General features: G+C 70.1%; 15 protein-coding genes. 9 read left to right on the top strand and 6 right to left on the bottom strand.

Features of this window, described 5'->3' with window-relative positions; translation table 11 throughout:
• Positions 1 to 106: 106 nt before the first annotated feature.
• Together ACQ86M_RS10595 and ACQ86M_RS10590 are read left to right on the top strand one after the other, a co-directional pair.
• Positions 107 to 1,957: an ABC transporter ATP-binding protein gene (locus ACQ86M_RS10595; protein WP_431245415.1), complete on the top strand. Its 1,851-nt coding sequence runs from the start codon at positions 107 to 109 to the stop codon at positions 1,955 to 1,957.
• Positions 1,954 to 3,768 carry an ABC transporter ATP-binding protein gene (locus ACQ86M_RS10590; RefSeq protein ID WP_431245414.1) on the top strand — a complete coding sequence of 605 codons (1,815 nt, stop codon included), beginning with the start codon at positions 1,954 to 1,956 and terminating at the stop codon, positions 3,766 to 3,768. Before ACQ86M_RS10595 ends, ACQ86M_RS10590 begins: the two co-directional genes overlap by 4 nt.
• A 60-nt stretch (positions 3,769 to 3,828) precedes the next feature.
• On the opposite strand, the gene ACQ86M_RS10585 is transcribed toward ACQ86M_RS10590, so the two are convergent.
• Positions 3,829 to 4,164: a hypothetical protein gene (locus ACQ86M_RS10585; RefSeq protein ID WP_431245413.1), complete on the bottom strand. Its 336-nt coding sequence runs from the start codon at positions 4,162 to 4,164 to the stop codon at positions 3,829 to 3,831.
• A gap of 526 nt (positions 4,165 to 4,690) precedes the next feature.
• A complete protein-coding gene (locus ACQ86M_RS10580; RefSeq protein ID WP_431245412.1) occupies positions 4,691 to 5,500 on the bottom strand; it encodes a hypothetical protein in 810 nt (269 codons plus the stop codon).
• 286 nt (positions 5,501 to 5,786) lie between these two features.
• On the opposite strand from ACQ86M_RS10580, the gene ACQ86M_RS10575 reads away from it, so the two are divergent.
• Genes ACQ86M_RS10575 through ACQ86M_RS10565 form a run of 3 tightly spaced genes read left to right on the top strand, consistent with a single transcriptional unit; the run spans position 5,787 to position 8,652 of the window.
• Positions 5,787 to 6,134, top strand: coding sequence for a response regulator (locus tag ACQ86M_RS10575; protein WP_431218658.1), 348 nt, complete (start codon positions 5,787 to 5,789; stop codon positions 6,132 to 6,134).
• A gap of 4 nt (positions 6,135 to 6,138) precedes the next feature.
• Positions 6,139 to 6,822 carry a response regulator transcription factor gene (locus tag ACQ86M_RS10570; protein WP_431245411.1) on the top strand — a complete coding sequence of 228 codons (684 nt, stop codon included), beginning with the start codon at positions 6,139 to 6,141 and terminating at the stop codon, positions 6,820 to 6,822.
• A gap of 3 nt (positions 6,823 to 6,825) precedes the next feature.
• Positions 6,826 to 8,652 carry a sensor histidine kinase gene (locus ACQ86M_RS10565; RefSeq protein WP_431218656.1) on the top strand — a complete coding sequence of 609 codons (1,827 nt, stop codon included), beginning with the start codon at positions 6,826 to 6,828 and terminating at the stop codon, positions 8,650 to 8,652.
• Positions 8,653 to 8,666: 14 nt separating this feature from the next.
• Here the strand turns inward: ACQ86M_RS10565 and ACQ86M_RS10560 are convergent, their stop codons facing one another.
• The 3 genes from ACQ86M_RS10560 to ACQ86M_RS10550 form a co-directional block, all read right to left on the bottom strand.
• A complete protein-coding gene (locus tag ACQ86M_RS10560; RefSeq protein WP_431218655.1) occupies positions 8,667 to 9,089 on the bottom strand; it encodes a hypothetical protein in 423 nt (140 codons plus the stop codon).
• 62 nt (positions 9,090 to 9,151) lie between these two features.
• Positions 9,152 to 9,535, bottom strand: a complete 384-nt coding sequence (locus ACQ86M_RS10555; protein ID WP_431245410.1) for an MGMT family protein — start codon at positions 9,533 to 9,535, stop codon at positions 9,152 to 9,154.
• Entirely contained in the window at positions 9,519 to 9,971 is a 453-nt protein-coding gene (locus ACQ86M_RS10550) for a GNAT family N-acetyltransferase (RefSeq protein WP_431245409.1), read from the bottom strand. The genes ACQ86M_RS10555 and ACQ86M_RS10550 overlap by 17 nt, the downstream gene beginning before the upstream one ends.
• 145 nt (positions 9,972 to 10,116) lie before the next feature.
• Between ACQ86M_RS10550 and ACQ86M_RS10545 the strand changes: the two genes are divergently transcribed.
• Positions 10,117 to 11,331 carry an NADP-dependent isocitrate dehydrogenase gene (locus ACQ86M_RS10545; protein WP_431245408.1) on the top strand — a complete coding sequence of 405 codons (1,215 nt, stop codon included), beginning with the start codon at positions 10,117 to 10,119 and terminating at the stop codon, positions 11,329 to 11,331.
• A 183-nt stretch (positions 11,332 to 11,514) separates the two neighbouring features.
• Here the strand turns inward: ACQ86M_RS10545 and ACQ86M_RS10540 are convergent, their stop codons facing one another.
• On the bottom strand, positions 11,515 to 12,300 hold the full coding sequence (locus ACQ86M_RS10540; protein ID WP_431245407.1) for an SDR family NAD(P)-dependent oxidoreductase: 786 nt from the start codon (positions 12,298 to 12,300) through the stop codon (positions 11,515 to 11,517).
• A gap of 68 nt (positions 12,301 to 12,368) precedes the next feature.
• On the opposite strand from ACQ86M_RS10540, the gene ACQ86M_RS10535 reads away from it, so the two are divergent.
• The 3 genes from ACQ86M_RS10535 (at position 12,369) to ACQ86M_RS10525 (ending at position 15,902) form a co-directional block, all read left to right on the top strand.
• Entirely contained in the window at positions 12,369 to 13,244 is an 876-nt protein-coding gene (locus ACQ86M_RS10535) for a serine hydrolase domain-containing protein (protein WP_431245406.1), read from the top strand.
• Positions 13,245 to 13,315: 71 nt separating this feature from the next.
• Complete coding sequence (locus ACQ86M_RS10530) at positions 13,316 to 14,668, top strand: cytochrome P450 (protein ID WP_431245405.1); 1,353 nt, start codon at positions 13,316 to 13,318, stop codon at positions 14,666 to 14,668.
• Between the two features lie 103 nt (positions 14,669 to 14,771).
• Positions 14,772 to 15,902, top strand: coding sequence for an ROK family transcriptional regulator (locus ACQ86M_RS10525; protein WP_431245404.1), 1,131 nt, complete (start codon positions 14,772 to 14,774; stop codon positions 15,900 to 15,902).
• Positions 15,903 to 15,933: the final 31 nt, after the last annotated feature.

The following is a 15,933-nucleotide window of genomic DNA, read 5'->3' as shown; positions in this document are numbered from 1 at the left end:
CCGCGCATCCTCACAAGGCCTGCCACCGTCGGCAGCCCTTCGGCGACTCCTTCGCGCGTCGCCGCCGACTCTCCGCGTCGGAACACTCACAGGAATCGGAAGACCCATGTCTGTCGCCACGGCACAGAAGAAGAACACGTCCCAGACCCCTCGCACCGGGAAGCGGAACAGCACCGCGCGCACGCTGCTGCGCATCCTGCCGTTCGCCAAGTCCGCCGCGCCCCGCATCGTGCTCGGCATGGTGGCCGCGCTGCTCGCCAGCCTGGTCGCGCTGAGCATCCCGCAGGTGCTGAAGTGGCTGGTGGACGGACCGCTGTCGAACGGCGACCCGGCCGCCGTCTGGCCCGCCGCGCTGCTCGTGGTGGGGCTGGGCGCCGCCGAGGCGGTGTTCATCTCGCTGCGACGCTGGTTCGTGCTCACGCCGGGTACTCACGTCGAGGCGCGGATGCGCAACGCGCTGTACGAGCAGCTGCAGGATCTGCCGGTCGCCTTCCACGACCGCTGGCCGAGCGGCCAGCTGCTCTCGCGCGCGGTCAGCGACCTGAGCATGATCCGCCGCTGGCTGTCGTTCGGCATCGTGCTGCTCGTGGTCAACGTGGTCACGATCGTGGTCGGCTTCGCCATCCTGATCGGCTGGAACTGGATCCTGGGGCTCATCTTCCTGGTGTGCTCCATCCCGCTCTGGATCTACGGCTTCGTGTTCGAGAACAAGTACTCGGTCATCGCGCGCCGCAGCCAGGATCAGGCGGGCGACCTGGCGACGGCCGTCGAGGAGTCGGTGCACGGCATCCGCGTGCTCAAGGCGTTCGGCCGGGGCAAGCACGCGCTGAAGAGCTTCGAGTCGCAGGCGGAGCAGCTGCGCGGCACCGAGATCGAGAAGGCGAAGGCCATCGCCGGCATCTGGCTGTGGCTGCTGCTGGTGCCGGATGTCGCGTTCGGCATCTGCCTGGTCGTCGGCGTGTGGCTGTCCTCGCAGGGGCAGCTCTCCGTCGGCGAGCTGGTGGCGTTCTTCGCCACGGCGACCGTGCTGCGCTTCCCGATCGAGTCGATCGGCTTCCTGCTCTCGATGACGTTCGACACGCGCACCGCCGCCGACCGCTTCTTCGAGGTCATGGATGAGGTCAACACCATCACGGACCCCGTCGCGCCCGCCAAGATCACCGACCCGCGGGGTGAGCTCGTCTTCGACGACGTGCACTTCCGGTACCAGGACTCGCCCGAGCAGTTCCCCGATCTGCTCGACGGCGTCCGCCTGGCGGTGCGCCCGGGCGAGACGATGGCGCTGGTCGGCCTGACCGGCTCCGGCAAGTCCACCCTGACCGCGCTCACCACCCGCCTGTACGACGTGACCGGCGGCGCGGTGAAGGTGGACGGCGTGGATGTGCGCGACCTCACCCGGTACGACCTGCGCAAGGCGATCGCCATGGCGTTCGAGGACGCGACGCTGTTCTCGGCCTCCGTGCGCGACAACGTCCTGCTGGGCCGCGACGACCTCGACCCGGCCTCCGCGGAGGCGGAGCGCGTGCTCACCGAGGCGCTCGAGGTGGCTCAGGCCGGCTTCGTGTACGACCTGCCCGAGGGCGTCGAGACGAAGGTCGGCGAGGAGGGGCTCAGCCTCTCCGGCGGCCAGCGGCAGCGCCTGGCGCTGGCGCGAGCGGTGGCGGCGAACCCGAGCATCCTGGTGCTCGACGACCCGCTCTCCGCGCTCGACGTCGACACCGAGGCACTGGTCGAGGCGGCGCTGCGACGGGTGCTCGCCTCCACGACGGCCCTGATCGTCGCGCACCGCCCGTCCACGGTGATGCTCGCCGACCGGGTCGCACTGCTGGAGGACGGCCGCGTGACCGCCGTCGGCACCCATCACGAACTGCTCGCCACCAGCGAGCACTACCGCTTCGTCATCTCCAGCCTGGAGGACGAGGAGGACGACGAGATCCTCGAGGAGGTGAACCTGTGAGCACGACGACAGTGCTGGGCGTCGAGGGCGAAGAGCGCAACGACCTCAGCAAGGAGGAGAGCCGGCAGGTCCGGCGCCGCTCGCTGCGGCTGCTCGGGAGCCTGCTGCACCCGCTGCGGATGCGGGTGCTGCTGACCGCGGTCGTGGTCGTGGTGAGCACGGCCGCCCAGGTCGCGGGTCCCGCGATCATCGCGTTCGGCATCGACAACGGACTGCCCGCGCTGATGAAGCAGGACTGGTTCCCGCTCGCCGCCGCCGGCATCGCGTACCTGTTCACCGGCGTCATCGGCGCCGCGCTGATCGCCTGGTACACGGTGCTGAGCGCGCGGATCAGCCAGGCCATCCTGATCGACTTGCGCAAGCGGGTGTTCCTGCACACGCAGAAGCTCTCGCTGGAGTTCCACGAGTCGTACACGTCCGGCCGGATCATCTCGCGCCAGACCAGCGACCTGGACTCCATCCGCGAGCTGCTCGACTCGGGCATCAACCAGCTGGTACAGGGTGTGCTGTACATGCTGTTCATCGCGATCGCGCTGTTCTCGATCGACTGGCAGAGCGGCGTGGTGCTGGTGTGCTCGCTGATTCCGCTGTACCTGCTCACCCGCTGGTTCCAGAAGCGCTCGCAGAAGCTGTTCCGCATCTCGCGGGTGGCGTCGGCGAAGCTGATCGTGCACTTCGTGGAGACCATGACGGGCATCCGCGCCGTCAAGGCGTTCCGCAAGGAGAAGCGCAACGAGAAGGAGTTCGGCGGCCTGGTCGAGGACTACCGGGACGTGAACGCCCGCGTCATCCAGCTGTTCGGGATCTTCGACCCCGGGCTCGTGATGATCGGCAACGTCGCGGTCGGCGTCGTGCTGCTCGTCGGCGGCTTCCGCGTCGCGGACGGCCAGCTCGCCATCGGCGTGCTGCTCGCGGTGCTGCTCTACACGCGTCGGTTCTTCGACCCGATCGAGGAGATGGCGATGTTCTACAACTCCTACCAGTCGGCAGCGGCGGCGCTGGAGAAGATCTCCGGCGTCCTGGAGGAGGAGCCCAGCGTGCCGGACCCCGTGAAGCCGGTCGACCTCTGGTCGGCGCAGGGCCACGTGCGCTTCGACGACGTCACCTTCGCCTACAAGCAGGACCGCGTCATCCTGCCGGAGTTCACGCTGGACATCCCCGCAGGGCAGACGGTCGCGCTGGTCGGTTCCACGGGTGCGGGCAAGTCGACGCTGGCCAAGCTGATCTCGCGGTTCTACGACCCGAGCGAGGGCTCCGTGCTGCTCGACGGCGTGGATCTGCGCGACCTGCACCCGAAGGACCTGCGCCGAGCGATCGTCATGGTCACGCAGGAGGCGTACCTGTTCAGCGGCTCCGTCGCGGACAACATCGCCCTCGGCAAGCCGGATGCGACGCGCGACGAGATCGTGCGGGCGGCGGAGGCGGTCGGCGCCCACGAGTTCATCGAGGGTCTGCCGAACGGCTACGACACCGACGTGAACAAGCGCGGCGGCCGGGTGTCCGCGGGTCAGCGGCAGCTGATCTCGTTCGCCCGGGCGTTCCTGGCCGACCCGGCGGTGCTCATCCTGGACGAGGCCACCAGTTCGCTCGACATCCCGAGCGAGCGGCTGGTCCAGGAGGCGCTGCAGACGCTGCTCGCGGACCGCACCGCGGTGATCATCGCGCACCGCCTGTCCACGGTCGCGATCGCGGACCGGGTGCTGGTGATGGAGTACGGCCGCGTCGTCGAGGACGGCACGCCGGACGACCTCATCGCCGGCACCGGCCGCTTCGCGCAGCTGCACGCGGCGTGGCGCGACTCGCTCGTCTAGCGCACCACACGGACGGGTTAGGTGGGGATCCGGGAATCTTCCCGTGATCCCCACCACCTGTCACGGAAGGGCAGCAGCCGTCCACGCGGCGGATACGGCGAAGGCGGCCACGATCGCGCCGGCCGCAGGCAGGGGAATCCACCACACTCGGCGGCGGCGGCGGAAGAAAATCATCAGCAGGATATAGATGACGCCCAGAAGCGTTGCCGCTGGCGTGATGAGGCCAGCGGTTTGAAGTGCGGCCACATCGCACTGAGTGGCCGGCCCGCATGCCGCTACCCCCGTCTGCAGCAGCGCCACTCCAAAGGTAAGCACGACTCCCAGTATCACGGCGAGCACGCTCAACACCACGAGGGCCGCATTGTCGGCGCCGCACTTCGCCACTCCACGTGCCATGATTCCTACTCAGTCGAGGTGATCTTCGTGTACAGGAAGATCCACGCATCCGACATGACGGACGACGTCTTGTAATTTTGATGGATCGTCAGTCCGTTCGGCCACGCGGACGTGCGACCGCCGTTGGTGCTGCCCGATCCTGCCGCTTCTCCTGTGCCGCGCACACCGACCAGGGTTGAGAACGCGCATCGGGTCGCTGGGACCCACGCGTACGCGCTGGTGGTTGTCAGACTGCTGAGCAACGTTGTCACCAATGCCGATGCGACGACCCCGCGTCCGAGGCGAGCGGCTGTATCCACGTGTGATCTCCTTCGATCGAGTCGTCCCGACCATCCGCGATATGCAGACGCAGGCTTCACTGATGAGGACGTTGTCGGTCGAGGATCGTGACGCGAGGGAAGGAGGCTCAACTCCGATCAGTCGATCGCGGCCGCGCGGGGCGGGCGGTCACAACGGTTTCCGGCGAGGACCACGGAGAAGACTCCCGTGGTCCCCGCCGCCGGTCTCCGGACGGCGAGGGGTTGAGTCAGCCGGCCGGGGACCAGGTCGAGCGCGCCCGGGCCGGGCGCTGGAGGCGGCGGCGCCGCCGCAGGACGACGACGTCCGCGCCGGCGTCGATGTACGTGCTGGCGGTCGCCGCGTCGGCGTAGCGTTCCGTGGGACCCGCGACGATGGTGATGGCGTCGGCGGCGACAGCGCGGCCCGCCGACGCGACGACGGTGACGTGCGAGGTGGCCGGTGCCACCAGCGAGCGGAGGCTGCGCCCGAGAGCCGCGACGTGCTCGGGTCCGCCGGACAGCGCTTCGCCGACGTCGAGAAGGGTCAGGCGGCGACCGATCGCGGCGCAGAGGCGGGCGCCCATCCGGACGGTGTCCTGCACGGTGTCGAGCAGTTCGTCCGTTGCCGCTCCGCGGCGGACCCGCACCGAGAGGCCGACGACCCGGACGCCCAGGGCCTCCGCGTGCCGGGCGGCCTCGACCGCCTCCGCAGGGTCGAGGCGCAGCAGCACGCCGGCCCGGGCGGGAGCGGACGCGAACTCGTCGAGGTCGCGCGGGTGGTCGATGACGAAGGTGCGCAGGCCGGTCTCCCACGCCACCCGGCGCCGCGGCCAGCGCGAGCCGGGCACCGCGTAGAGCGCGCGGGACGGGTCGGCGCCGGTGCGCGTGAGCGCGGGGACGGCGGCGTCGTGCGAGACGACGAAGTCGGCGCCCTCGGCGGCGAGAGTGCTGAGCAGGGCGGGATGCGCCAGCGCCGAGACGTCGTAGCGCACGTCCATCCACGGCAGCGCCGCCCGCAGCTCGCGGAAGCGCTGCGCGACCCGCGGCAGGTCGATCACGACGGTCGGCGCCTGCGGGAGAGAGGGTCGTCCACCGCGACCGCCCCGGTCACCGCTCGCATGCGGGCGGCGCCGGTCGGGTCGGCGGTTCGGGTCGCGATGGACATCGCCTCTCCTCGGGTGGTTCTCGGCCCGTCAGCCGGGGCCCGGCACCTCGTCGTTCGGGTCGATGAGGTTGTCTCATATGCTGGCCGCGCCGGAATTGGCCCGCATCCGGGGGGTCACCTCATTCCGATTGCGTGCAGGCACGGATGAACGGCCGGGCTGCTGCGGTGATGATGGGCACATGTCCCTCCGCGTCGTGATCGTCGATGACCACGAGCGGTTCCGAGCTCAAGCCGCGGAGCTGCTCCGTCTGGAGCGCTTCACCGTGGTCGGCGACACCGACACGGCTGCCGCCGGCGTGGAGCTGAGCCGCCGCCTGACGCCGGATGTCATCCTGCTCGACATCGGCCTGCCCGACGCCAGCGGGTTCGACATCGTGCCCGCGATGCGCGCGACTGGAGCCGCCGTCGTGCTCACCTCCAGCCGCTCGGCGACCGACTACGGCAGACGCGTCGCCGACAGTGGCGCAGAGGGCTTCATCAACAAAGAGGAACTGACCGGTGAGGCGATCCGCAGCCTGCTAGGGTAAGCGCGTGAGCGGGGGACAGACAGACAGTTCTCGCGCGCTCCGGGTGGCCGTCGCCGACGACGCAGTTCTCTTGCGCGAGGGGATCGGCCAGATCCTGCGCGCGGGAGGGATGGACGTCGTCTGCTCCGTCGACACCGCCGAGGAGCTCCTGGACGCGGTGGAGAGCGACGGGCGGATCGACGCGATCGTCCTCGACATCAAGATGCCGCCGACGCACACCGACGAGGGGCTGCGCGCGCTCGAGCGGCTGCGGGCCGGCGGCTCGCGCGCGGGCGTCCTCCTCCTCTCCATGTACACGACCGCCGCGTACGCGATCCGGGCGATGAGCGCGGGGAGCGGCACCGGCTATCTGCTGAAGGATCGGGTGGCCGACGCCGACACGCTCGTCACCGCCGTCCGCACGGTCGCCCGCGGCGGCTCCGTCGTCGATCCCGAGGTCGTCCAGCTGCTCGTCTCCGCGCGGTCCTCCGCGGCCGCGGTGGAGTCGCTCTCCGGCCGCGAACGGGACGTGCTGCGGTTGATGGCGGAGGGAAAGTCGAACGCCGGCATCGCCACCGGCCTGCACCTCAGCCTCCGCACGGTGGAGTCGCACATCGGTCACATCATGGCGAAGCTCGGGGTGGAGGACTCCGCCGAGGGGCATCGCCGCGTCCTCGCGGTGCTGCGCTTCCTCGGCCGGGACGCCTAGGTCATGGTCGCCGCGCGGCCCGACCTCGCCGGCGTCGACGCGGGCCGACCGCCGTCCGAGCGGCCCCACGGAGCGCGGACGGCGTTGCGCGCGCTCGCCGTGACCGTCGCCGTCGCCTCCAACGTGCTCGCGCAGGTGCTCAGCGCCCTGACGGACGACTACGGGCCCCGGCCGTCCGGAATCGGCTGGGCGCTCGTGTTCGTGGCCGTCGCCGTCGACTACGTGGTGTGCGCCGTCATCGCCTGGCGCCTGGTCCGCAGCCCGGTGCCGGGCTGGCTCATGGTGGGGGCCGCGCTCTTCTGGTCGGCCGGCGCCTGGTACCCGCTGGTGCGCCAGTGGGGCTGGGTGTGGCCGTGGATGGCGGCCGTCACCGACCTGTGGGCGGTGCTCGTGGGCGTCCTGGTGCTGTGCTATCCGACCGGCCGCCTCGTCGCGCGGTTCGACCGCGCGGTCGTGATCGTGGTCGCGGCGGCCTTCGCGATCCGCCTGGCCGGCATCCTGCTGTTCTCGTCGCCGACGCCCGCCGAATGCGGCTGCGTCGCTAACCCGTACGCCGTCATGCCGAGCGACACCGCCGACTACTGGCTGGGCCTGGCCTGGCGCTTCATCGGGCTCGCGCTCATGCTGACCGTCGCCGCGCGGCTGATCGCCCGCTGGTTCACCAGCTCGCTGCCGGCGCGGCGGGTCGCCTTCGTCATGCCGCTCGCCATCCTGCTCTGGTGCTTCGGCACCATCCAGGAGTCGCTGAGCTTCGCCCTCGGCTGGGACGGCGGCTGGCTGCAGTTCGTCCCGCCGATCGCGATCGGGCTCATCCCACCCGCCTTCGTCGGCGGCGTCATCTACGCCCGCGGCCTCCGGTCGCGCGTCGCCGACCTCGTGATCGTCGCGCGCGACAAGGTCGATCGCGCGCTGTGGGAGTCGAGCCTCGCCCGCACGCTGCACGATCCGTCGCTCCGTGTCTACTGGTGGGACGAGGCGCTGCAGAGCTACGGCACCAGCGACGGGCAGCCCGCGCCGGAGGCCGCGAGCTCCACCCGGCCCGGCCGCTCGACGCTCGCCATCGACTCCGACCAGGGCCCGATCGCGCTCATCGAGCACGACGTCGCGCTCAGCCAGGACGACCGGCTGCTCGACGCGGTCTCGTCCGCGCTCCTGCTCTCGGTCGACAACGACCGGCTGCGGGCCAAGCTGGAGCGGACCATCCAGGAGCTGCGCGAGTCCCGCCTCCGCATCGTCGAGGAAGGCTACCTCGCGCGGCGCAAGCTCGAGCGCGACCTCCACGACGGCAGCCAGCAGCAGCTCGTCTCGCTGGCGATCGGCCTGCGCATCGCCACGGCGAAGGCCGAAGCCCACGGCGACGAGGAGCTCGCGGGCGACCTGCAGCGCTCGTCGGAGCAGCTGGCCGACGCGCTGCGCGAACTGCGCGAGCTGGCCCGCGGCATCCACCCCACCGTGCTCACCGACGGCGACCTGCGCTCGGCCATCGATGAGCTCGGGATGCGCAGCCACCTGCCCGTGGAGGTGCGGGTCGACCTGGCCGAGCGGCTGCCCGAGGTGGTGGAGGAGACGATCTACTTCTGCGTCTCCGAGTGCCTCGCCAACGCAGCCAAGCACGCCCGCGCCCGCAACTGCTCCGTGGTGGTGTCGCGGACGGACTCGACGGTCACCGTGCTTGTCAAGGACGACGGCGTCGGCGGCGCCCGCATCGAGCCCGGCGGAGGACTCGAGGGCATCCGCGACCGGGTGGAGGCCGTGTCGGGCCGGGCCGACGTGCGCTCGGTCGAGGGGCTCGGCACGATCATCGAGCTGACGATCCCGGTGCCGGCGTAGCCGCGGGGGCGGAGCTACTTGTTCGGAGCCTTCGCCGCGTAGACCTGGTCGCCGATCGCGAAGCCCGACCAGCCGCCGCCGCAGTCTCCGGCCTTGGCAGGCAGGCCGTCGACCGGCCACCAGCTGTCCTGGATGGTCGGCTTGGGCATCGGCACCTCCGTGGCGCAGGTGCCCGGCGCGACGTGCGCCTTCGACGAGTACGTCATGATCGCGGAGCCGTCGGAGGTGTCGTAGTCGACCCGGATGATCGTCGCGTCGTCGGGGACGAACTTCGGCGAACCGAAAACCGCCGTGTTCGCGGCCTTCATCTCCTTCGCCGTGTCGAAGATCTCCGCCGAGACGTGCGGCCCGAAGGCGCCGACCACCGAGCATCCGGACAGGGCCAGAGCGAGGGCGGACGTCGTCGCGATGACTCCGGCGGTACGGATGCGGGGCACGGCAGCTCCAGGGGATGGCGGACAGGGTCTGTTATGAAGTGAACACTACGGAACTGAATGATTCATCGGCCGGAGGGATGACTCCGGCCGCCGCCATCGTAGCGGGCCGCCCGCAGGTCGACCCGGTAGGCCGGTGACCCCACTCCGAGGAGGGGCGTGCCCTCCGCGCGGTAATGCTGGAGCGCGATGTGCTCGTGGTTCGCCGGTGGATGCCCGCCGGCCCGCACCACGCGCCACCACGGCACGTCGCTGCCGTAATAGGCCATGATCTGGCCGACCATCCGGGGCGCGCGCGAGCCGAGAACGGCCGCGACATCCCCGTAGGTCATCACGCGGCCGGGCGGGATGGCGTCCACGACCTCCAGGACGCGCTCGATGAAGGAGCCCGGCTCGGACGTGCCCGGCTCGGACGCGCCAGGGTCGGACGGGTCAGAGATCGAGGGCACCGATCGTCTCGCCGTACTGGGTCTCGCCGACGGGCTGGAACCCGCTGCGCAGGAAGAACTGCTCCGGCCCGAGCTCGCCCGACTCCCAGATGACGTAGAGGCGCTCGTGCCCACGGGCGCGAGCCTCGTCGGCGAGAGCGCGCACGGCGAAGGTGCCGATGCCGCGGCCCTGGTCGTCCGCATCCACGTTGATGCGCCAGAGGATCGCCTTGAACTCCTCGTGCTCCGCGTGGGGATCGAAGTTGCCCATGATGAAGCCGACCACCTCGTCGCCGTCGAGCACGACGCGCTGCCAGGAGGTGTTCGGGTCGGCGACGGCCGCCGCGGCCGAGTAGGAGACCGGAGCGATGAACTGCTCCTGGCCCGGCTTCAGCGTCAGCGCGTTCGCCGCCACGACGGTCCGCGCGCTCAACTCTTCCAGTCTCAACTCAGCCATGAGGTCAGGGTAACGTGCGGGAACGATACCCGCATAGTCGCGCCCATCCGACCGTTCGCCGAGAAGAATTGTCTCGATGTCAAGATAGTTCTCGTCCTCCGGTAAGCTGTCGTCGGCTGAAAACGGCAGACACCCCAGGAGAACCATGGACAAGATCAAGGTTGACGGAACGGTCGTCGAACTCGACGGCGACGAGATGACGCGCATCATCTGGAAGGCCATCAAAGACTCCCTCATCCACCCGTACCTCGACGTGAACCTCGAGTACTACGACCTCGGAATCCAGAAGCGCGACGAGACCGACGACCAGATCACCATCGACGCGGCCCACGCCATCCAGAAGCACGGTGTCGGCGTCAAGTGCGCCACCATCACGCCGGACGAGGCCCGCGTGGAGGAGTTCGGCCTGAAGAAGATGTGGAAGAGCCCGAACGGCACGATCCGCAACATCCTCGGCGGTGTCGTCTTCCGTGAGCCGATCATCATCTCCAACATCCCGCGGCTGGTCCCGGGCTGGAACAAGCCGATCGTCATCGGCCGTCACGCCTTCGGCGACCAGTACCGCGCCACCGACTTCGTCTTCGACGGCCCGGGCACGCTGACGATGAGCTTCCAGCCGGCCGACGGCGGAGAGGCCCAGTCGTTCGAGATCTACCAGGCGCCGGGCGCCGGTGTCGCAATGGGCATGTACAACCAGGACGCGTCCATCCGCGACTTCGCCCGCGCCTCGTTCAACTACGGTCTCGACCGTCAGTACCCGGTGTACCTCTCGACGAAGAACACCATCCTCAAGGCGTACGACGGCCGCTTCAAGGACCTCTTCCAGGAGGTCTTCGACGCCGAGTACAAGGAGAAGTTCGACGCGGCCGGCCTCACCTATGAGCACCGCCTGATCGACGACATGGTCGCCTCCAGCCTCAAGTGGGAGGGCGGCTACGTCTGGGCGTGCAAGAACTACGACGGCGACGTGCAGTCCGACACCGTCGCGCAGGGCTTCGGCTCGCTCGGCCTGATGACCTCGGTGCTGACCACGCCCGACGGCTCGGTCGTCGAGGCGGAGGCCGCGCACGGCACGGTCACCCGCCACTACCGCCAGCACCAGCAGGGCAAGCCGACCTCGACGAACCCGATCGCCTCGATCTTCGCCTGGACGCGCGGCCTCGCGCACCGCGGCAAGCTCGACGGCAACCAGGAGCTCATCGACTTCACGCACACCCTCGAGGATGTCGTGGTGAAGACGGTCGAAGAGGGCAAGATGACGAAGGACCTCGCGCTCCTCGTGGGCCCCGAGCAGAAGTTCCTCACGACGGAGGAGTTCCTGGACGCCATCGCCGAGAACCTGAAGGCGCGCCTGGGCTGATCCGGCTAGAGCGAAGGGCCCGGTGGACGCTGTCCGCCGGGCCTTTTCCGCATTCGCGCTCCTGCTGACGAAGGAGAATGCCGTTCGAATCTCCTTCGCAAAGCGGTGGAGCAGGAGTTTCGAACGTATCGCCGCCGAATGTCCTGCGGTGCCCGGGCGGATCTCCGACGAACGGCCGCGACGTCAGCGGGCGGTCCAGCCGCCGTCGATCGCGAGGGTCTGGCCGGTGATCAGGGAGGCGGAAGGCGACGCGAGGAACGCCACGGCGCCCGAGACCTCCCGGGGCACCCCGATGCGGTGGAGCGCGGCGATCCGGTCGAGCGTGTCGGCGCGGAAGCCGTCGTCCGAGAGGGCGGCCGCGGTGCCGTCCGTCTCGATGAAGGTGGGTGCGACGGCGTTCACACGGATGCCGTACCGCCCCCACTCCACGGCCAGGCAGCGGGTGAGGTGGATGACGGACGCCTTCGCCGAGCAGTAGGACGATTCGCCGGGCAGCGCGACCAGTCCGGCCTGCGAGGCCACGTTGACGATGGAGCCGCCGCCGTTCGCGAGCATGCTCTTCGCCAGGTGCTGCGAGAGGAAGAACGTCGAGCGGGTGTTGAGCCGCCAGACGTGCTCGAAGTCGTCCTCCGTCACCTCGAGCGCCGGGGCGTCGATCCCGCCGCCCGCGTTGTTGACCAGGATGTCGATGGGCCCGCGTCCGGCCGTCACCGTGTCGATCGCGGCGCGGCAGGCGTCCAGGTCGAGCACGTCCATCCGTATCGCGGTCGCCTCCACGCCGAACGCCTGCAGCTCGTCGACGAGGGTCGCCGAGCGGTCCGGGTCGCGCACGCCGAGGACCACGTCGGCCCCCTGCCCGGCCAGTTCGAGTGCGATCTCGCGGCCCAGTCCCCGGCTGGAGGCGGTGACCAGCGCGCGCAAGCCTTCGAGCGAGAAGGGGGTGCGGGTGGAGGTGGTTTCAGCGGCCATCCTCGGAGCCTAGCCCCGGGCCGCCGCGGGAGGCGCGGACTGTCGGTGGCCCCGGCCAGAATGGACCCATGACCGCCGCCGACACCCTCCTCCGCCGCTTCGTCGAGACCGTGGACCGCGAGGGGCTCGGTGTCTACGGCGCCCACGCCCTGGTCGGCGGCGACGAGGCGCAGCACCGTTGGCGCAGCGACGACCGCGTGAATCTGTACTCGGTGTCGAAGGGTGTCAGCGCACTGGCCGCCGGGATCGCCGTCGATGAGGGCATCGTCTCCCTCGAGACGACCGTCGCCGAAGCCCTGCCGCAGTTCGAGCTCGGCGACGGCGTGGCCGGCGTGACCCTCCGCCACCTGCTCACCATGTCGAGCGGGATCGACTTCCGGTGGTTCGCGGACGAGCCGGTGCCCTGGCCCGACCTCGCGCAGGAGATGCTCCGGCGTCCGACCTCGGGCCCGGGCGGCGCCTTTCAGTATTCGGACGCGAGCACCTACCTCGCGATGAGGATGCTGGGGGCGGCGGTGGGCGATGTGCGCGACTGGCTGCTGCCGCGGCTCTTCGATCCGCTGGGAATCCACAATCCCCAGTGGATTCGGTGCCCGCTGGGCTGGATCGTCGCCGGGAGCGGCCTGCAGCTGCGCACGGAGGAGTTGGCCCGCATCGGGCGGCTGCTCCGCGACCGCGGGGAGTGGCGCGGCTCGAGGATCGTCGGCGCCGAGTGGATCGACGGGATGCACGCCGGGTGGCGAGCCACCGGTGAGACGCCCCCGACCGACCGCTACGGCATCGCCACGTGGGAGGGCCCCGCGGGCCTGTGGCGGTTCGACGGTCGTTACGGGCAGTACGTCGTCGTCGACGACGCCCGCGGCGCGGTGCTCACGGTGACCGCCCACGAGGAGTTCCGGACCCGCCGCGTCCTGGACGCCGCGCACGAGGCGCTGCTCGGCTGAGCGCGGCGCCGCGACTATTGCGGCCAGAGCCGGCTTCGGGTGGGCGACGGCGCGCCCCTACTCTCAGTCGAGTGACTGCACCGTATCCCGCTGGCCCACGCACGTTCCTCGGGATCGGCACCCTCCGGCAGCTGCGGAGGCACGACCTCCTGGCGTTGTCCGAGCTGCTGACCGCCCGCTACGGCAAGCTCGTCCATGTGCGGATGTTCCACAAGCACATGTTCTTCGTCTCCGACCCGGACCTGGTCGCCGAGGTGCTCGGCGACGACGCGCGCACGTACGACAAGATCGACACGCGGTCGACCATCCACCACATCGCCGGCGACTCGCTCAACACCCTGCGGCGCGACCAGGGCTGGGCCGAGAAGCAGGCGCTGTTCGAGCGGCACCTCGCCGACTCCGCCCGGATCGAAGAGGTGACCGTCGGCGAGGTGGATGCGCTGATCGCCCGCTGGGCGGCGGTCGCCGGGTCGGGGCGCCCCGTCGACGCGGCGGTCGACCTGCTGCGGCTGACCACCGGGATCACGTCCCTCACCTTCTTCCGCCAGGGTGTCGACGACGTGGACTTCGTGGAACTCGACGCCCACAAGTACCGGATCGTGCGCGCCATGCTGACGCGGCAGCTTCAGCTGGTGCGCCTTCCGAAGTCGTTCGACCGGCGTCTCGTGCAAGCGGTCCGGTACCGCGACCGTCTGGTGGCCCGCGTCATCGAACGGCACCTCGCGAGCGATGACCGGCCGGACAGCTATATCGCCGATCTCGTCGAGAAGTACGACATCCGTGCCGCCGACCGCCGCGCCATCCGGCTGACCCGTGGCGAGATCCTGTCCGCGCTGTACCTGGGAAGCGACCCCTTCGACAAGCTGCTGACCAAGTCGCTGCACTACCTGGGGGCACATCCGCAGGAGGTCGAGCGGCTGCGCCAGGACATCGGCGCTCTGCAGGCCGGAGACGGTCTGACGCTGCGCTCCGCGTCGACACTCCGCAGCCTCCGGCACTTCCTGCTCGAGGTCCTCCGCCTGCGCACCCCGTACGCGATCATCGGCCGCGAGGTGCTCGCGACGCACGGGCTCGGCGGCTACCGGATGCCGAAGGGCAGCCTCTTGGCGATCACGCCGCTCATCATCCACAAGGATCCGGACTTCTGGGACCGGCCCGAGACGTTCGACCCGTCCCGCTTCGAGACGCTGTCCCTGGCGACGGCGACGCACTTCGTGCCGTTCTCGTCGGGGGAGCGGCGATGTCCGGGCCAGGGGTTCGCGATGCGCCAGGCGATGTACATCCTGGCGCGGATCGTGCGTGACTTCGATGTCGAGCTCATCCCGGGCTTCGACTACTCCGACGAGTTCATGGGCGTTCTCGGCTCGCGACAGCCCTACCGGTTCGTCATGCGAGCCCGGGAGAGGGTCGCCGCCGCGGTGTAACGACTTCATTTCGACTCTTGCGCTTCGTTTGTTCGTAAGCTTTACTAACAAACATGACGACGACGGAGGTGCAGGGGGCACCGGCGGGCTGGGCCCGGGCCGCGTGCTCCGGCCGCGCGCCAAGGTGCTGCCCGAGCACGCACGCGGTCACAACCGGTCGCTCGTCCTCCAGACCCTGTACCGCGCGGGGGAGCAGAGCCGGGCGGACCTCGCGCGCCAGACCGGCCTGACCCGCGTCACGGTCTCCGACCTCGTCGCCGAGCTGCTCGCCGAGGGGCTCGTCATCGAGCTGGGCCAGCGCGAAGCCTCCCGTCCGGGCAAGCCGGCCGTGCTGCTCGACATCAACCGCACCGCGCACCAGATCGTCGGCGTCGACCTCAGCGACCACGACCGCTTCCGCGGGGCGGTCATGGACCTCGACGGGCGCATCCTCCACGCGGATGAGGTGACGCTCATCGGTGAGGACGGACGCACCGCCACGGGTGACGACGCCCTCGCCAGGGTGGACACGCTGGTCGATCGGCTCGTCGCAGCGGCGACCGCGCCCATCCTCGGCGTCGGCGTCGGCTCGCCCGGTGTCGTCGACCTGAGCGGCACCATCCTCACCGCTCCGAACCTCGGCTGGGCCGACTTCCCGCTCCAGCGACACCTCGAAGCGCGGACCGGCCTCCCAGTCATCGTCGCGAACGACGCCAACGCGGCCGTGCTCGCCGAGCACAGCTACGGCGGGGCGGCCGGCGACATGATGCTGATCCGGGTCGGGCACGGCATCGGCGCCGGGCTCCTCGTCGCGGGTGCCCTCGTCTACGGCAGCCACTTCGCCGCCGGTGAGATCGGCCAGGTCATGGTCGGCACCGACCTCGGGCTCGAGGCGACGTACAGCCGGGATCAGGTGCTCGAGCACTGGCTCAGCGTCCCGCAGCTGCAGCGCGGCATCCGTGAGGCGCAGTCCGCCGGCGTGGATGCGACCCCCGTCCTGCGCGAGGCCGGGCAGCGGCTCGGCATCGCGCTGGCGCCCGTCGTCGGCGCCCTCAACCTGTCGGAGATCGTGCTCAGCGGCCCGACCGAACTGCTCGACGGCCCCCTCGCAGAGGCGACCGTCCACACGCTCCGGAACCGGACGATGGCAGAGAACCACGCCGATCTGTCCCTCCGGATGACCACGCAGGGGCAGGACATCGTCCTCCGCGGCGCGGCCGTACTCGTCCTCTCCGGACGTCTCGGGGTCTCTTGACACAGCACCACCCGGAACACGACCCCTGCAC

The organism is Leifsonia xyli subsp. cynodontis, assembly GCF_050632205.1.
GTDB lineage: Bacteria > Actinomycetota > Actinomycetes > Actinomycetales > Microbacteriaceae > Leifsonia > Leifsonia xyli_D.
The sequence above is the reverse complement of the archived record's forward strand: the minus strand, read 5'-3'. Positions and strand labels throughout refer to the sequence as shown.

What these genes read in the sequence shown, in the direction of transcription:
- ACQ86M_RS10595 (WP_431245415.1), top strand. Translation starts at nt 107, where the DNA reads ATGTCTGTCGCCACGGCACAGAAGAAGAACACGTCCCAGACCCCTCGC.
- ACQ86M_RS10585 (WP_431245413.1), bottom strand. Translation starts at nt 4,164, where the DNA reads ATGGCACGTGGAGTGGCGAAGTGCGGCGCCGACAATGCGGCCCTCGTG.
- ACQ86M_RS10575 (WP_431218658.1), top strand. Translation starts at nt 5,787, where the DNA reads ATGTCCCTCCGCGTCGTGATCGTCGATGACCACGAGCGGTTCCGAGCT.
- ACQ86M_RS10565 (WP_431218656.1), top strand. Translation starts at nt 6,826, where the DNA reads ATGGTCGCCGCGCGGCCCGACCTCGCCGGCGTCGACGCGGGCCGACCG.
- ACQ86M_RS10550 (WP_431245409.1), bottom strand. Translation starts at nt 9,971, where the DNA reads ATGGCTGAGTTGAGACTGGAAGAGTTGAGCGCGCGGACCGTCGTGGCG.
- ACQ86M_RS10545 (WP_431245408.1), top strand. Translation starts at nt 10,117, where the DNA reads ATGGACAAGATCAAGGTTGACGGAACGGTCGTCGAACTCGACGGCGAC.
- ACQ86M_RS10540 (WP_431245407.1), bottom strand. Translation starts at nt 12,300, where the DNA reads ATGGCCGCTGAAACCACCTCCACCCGCACCCCCTTCTCGCTCGAAGGC.
- ACQ86M_RS10535 (WP_431245406.1), top strand. Translation starts at nt 12,369, where the DNA reads ATGACCGCCGCCGACACCCTCCTCCGCCGCTTCGTCGAGACCGTGGAC.